The following is a 2911-nucleotide window of genomic DNA, read 5'->3' on the forward strand; positions in this document are numbered from 1 at the left end:
TAGAAGTCATGCGGCGTCCCCGGGCTGCGCTTGCAGGGTAACGCGGTCAGCGGAGTTGGGGCCTTTGCGAGATAAGCTTGCGCTGCTTTGAGGATGCGGCCATGATCGATCGCCGCAACGTCGGGACGAGAAGTGGAAGACTCGGCCGTGAGCGCTCGCGGCAAAAGTATGCCTGCCGTGACAGCATGGGCGGCTTGCGTGCAAAAGATTCTGCGGGTGATCGGCATCGTGTCAGCCTTCTTGTGCGGAAGAGTATCACGAAGTACGGAACGGTGAGAGGACCGGAGAAATCTCAGCGACGCCTCGCGAAAATCGCGTTCGAAACGATAGGATTGTATGGGGAAATAATGTCGATTCGATTCGCTGCTTCAGTTGTCGCCTGGCTGTTCTGTTCTCTATCCATAGCCTTCGCGGCTCCGCGTCATGTGCAGGTATGCGTGCAGGACCAACGTGGCGATGCGTTGCCCGGTGCCACGGTGCAGGTTGAGACAAATCCTCCGCAGGCATTTTCTGGACAGGTGAATGGATGCGCATCGGTGTCGGCAGAGGCAGGCACACGGATTCAGGTAAGTCACAATGGCTTTGCCCCTGCACGCCAGACCCTCGGCGATCAGGACAGATTGGTTGTCGTGCTTCGGGTTGCCACCGCTTCCGAGAGCATCGAGATAACCGCTGCACGTATGCCCCTGGCGCTCGATGCCAGCGCCAGCAGCGTTCGCACCATGACGGGGGAGCAGCTTCAAGAGGCCCCCGGGTTTACTCTTGACGACGCGCTTCGTCAGGTCGCTGGCTTCCAGCTCTTTCGCCGCACCAGTTCGTGGGTCTCCAATCCAACCACGCAAGGAACTTCCTTGCGCGGACTTGGCTCCACGGCTGTCAGCCGCACGCTTGTCCTCAGCGATCAGGTTCCCCTGAACGATGCCTTCGGCGGATGGATTCATTGGAACGAGATTCCGGAACTGGCTGTGCGCGATGTCGAGCTGATGCGTGGTGGAGCTTCGGACCTCTATGGCTCGAGCGCCATCGGCGGCGTCATCGACGTGGTGCCCGTGGTTCCGCAGCATCTTGGTTATGCGGCGGATGTGTCGGGAGCAAGCGAAGATACCTCCAGCGTAAACGGACTGCTCACAGCGGGAGAGCACGGCTGGAGCGGGCTTGCTGCGGCCTCCTTCTTCCGCACCGATGGATATATTCTTACCGCTCCTGCAGTGCGTGGGCCTATCGACACTGCCTCGAACGTCCACTCGCAGAGCGGGCGGGTCGATCTGCGGCGCGCTCTCGGCAGCGATGGCAGCCTGTTTCTGTTGGGAAATCTACTGAATGAAGCCCGTGGCAACGGAACCCCCGTGCAGACGAACGCGACGCGCCTGTGGAGATATGTTGGCGGCGCGAACTGGTCGCCTGCTGATGCCGGACGCTTCCTGCTGCGTCTCTACGGCTCCGATCAGAACTATCGCCAGAGCTTCTCTTCGATCGCTGCGGACCGTGCCTCGGAGAAGCTGACGAACCTGCAACGGGTTCCTTCACAGCAGATTGGCGGCGCGGTGCAGTGGGCTCGGGGTTATGCAGGGAAGGTGACGCTGGTCGCGGGAGGCGACCTGATCGATACACGCGCGACCGATAATGAGACCTCGGTCAAGAGCGGTGTTTCTCAGCCCAACGTCAGCATCAGCGCTCGCCAGCGCGGCTCGGGTATTTATGGAGAGGTGTTGTGGCAGCCGTCTACATGGTCGATTGCGTTCTCTTCGCGGCTCGATCGCTTTGGCAATCTGGACGCGAAACAAACTACCGCAGGCTCGTCCTCGCCGCTTCCTACCGTGCAGGAGACGGTCTTCGACCCTCGCCTCGGCATTGTCAAGAAGATAGCCGGAGGATTGTCGCTTACCGCGTCAGGTTTCCGCGCCTTTCGTGGTCCGACGCTGAACGAGCTGTACCGCAAATTTCAGGTAGGCCAGCAGATCACGCTGGCCAATGGAAATCTGCGCTCCGAGCGGGCTACGGGTTTTGAGGGCGGTGCATTGATGGATCTCTCACGCTGGGGTTCTGTGCGGGGAAGCTACTTCTGGACGCAGGTGAATCGTCCCGTGGCTTCGGTCGCTATCAGCTCCACTCGAATCAGCCAGCTCTTGCAGCGGCAAAATCTGGGCCAGTTGGAGAGCCGCGGCCTCACCGCGGAGTACGAGCTGAAGCCGCTGCCATTTCTTATGTTGACTGGCGGATATCAGTATGCGGTCTCAACGGTCACGAAGTTTCAGGCCGACCCGACGCTTGTAGGCAAGTGGACGGCGGAGGTGCCGCGAAACAGTGCAACGCTGCAGGCGCGGCTTCACAAAGACAAGGTTGGCATCCTGAGCGTCGATCTTAGAACCAGCGGGCAGTCGTTTGATGATTCGGCAAACCAGTTCCGGCTCGCAGGGTATGCCCAGGTCGATCTTTATGCCGAACATGCCTTTGGGCGCAGATGGCAGGTCTATAGCTCGGCGCAAAATCTCTTCAATACTGAGGTTCAGGCTGGACGAACCCCACTGCTGACCTTGGGCGCTCCGCGCATCGTCTCCGTCGGCGTACGGCTTCACTAATAGGCCCCAAAGCTGAATACCCCATGTCCGAAGTTTCGGACATGGGGTACCGACTAGTCTGAGGGAATCCGCTTCTTATTTATGCAAGTGAGTAGGCCATCCGAGGTATTTGGTGGCGGCTTCGTGGATGGGGCCGGCGACGGTGGCGAAGTTGGCGGCGACGTGGTGTTCGAAGCCGTTCTCGCAGATGAAGCGCAGCAGCTGCTGCATGTTGGGGATCTCGACCACTCCCGCTCCGCCGAAGGTGTTGAGGGGGTCGTTGGTGAAGTTGCCCTCGCCGACGTAGCCCTTGATGGTGCCCTCGAAGTCGTCGGTGGAGAAGCGCGCAAAGC

At 60.0% G+C, this 2911-nt stretch carries 1 protein-coding gene and 2 pseudogenes; 1 reads left to right on the forward strand and 2 read right to left on the reverse strand.

What is annotated here, in order from left to right; genetic code table 11:
* Positions 1-227: pseudogene (locus VMU57_RS15420) on the reverse strand (alginate lyase); the annotation flags it as partial.
* A 120-nt stretch (positions 228-347) separates the two neighbouring features.
* On the opposite strand from VMU57_RS15420, the gene VMU57_RS15425 reads away from it, so the two are divergent.
* Positions 348-2579, forward strand: coding sequence for a TonB-dependent receptor (locus tag VMU57_RS15425; RefSeq protein ID WP_325384981.1), 2232 nt, complete (start codon positions 348-350; stop codon positions 2577-2579).
* Between the two features lie 75 nt (positions 2580-2654).
* Here the strand turns inward: VMU57_RS15425 and VMU57_RS15430 are convergent.
* Positions 2655-2911 (reverse strand): annotated as a pseudogene (locus VMU57_RS15430) (fucose isomerase); the annotation flags it as partial.

The organism is Edaphobacter sp. (assembly GCF_035532915.1).
Lineage (GTDB): Bacteria > Acidobacteriota > Terriglobia > Terriglobales > Acidobacteriaceae > Edaphobacter.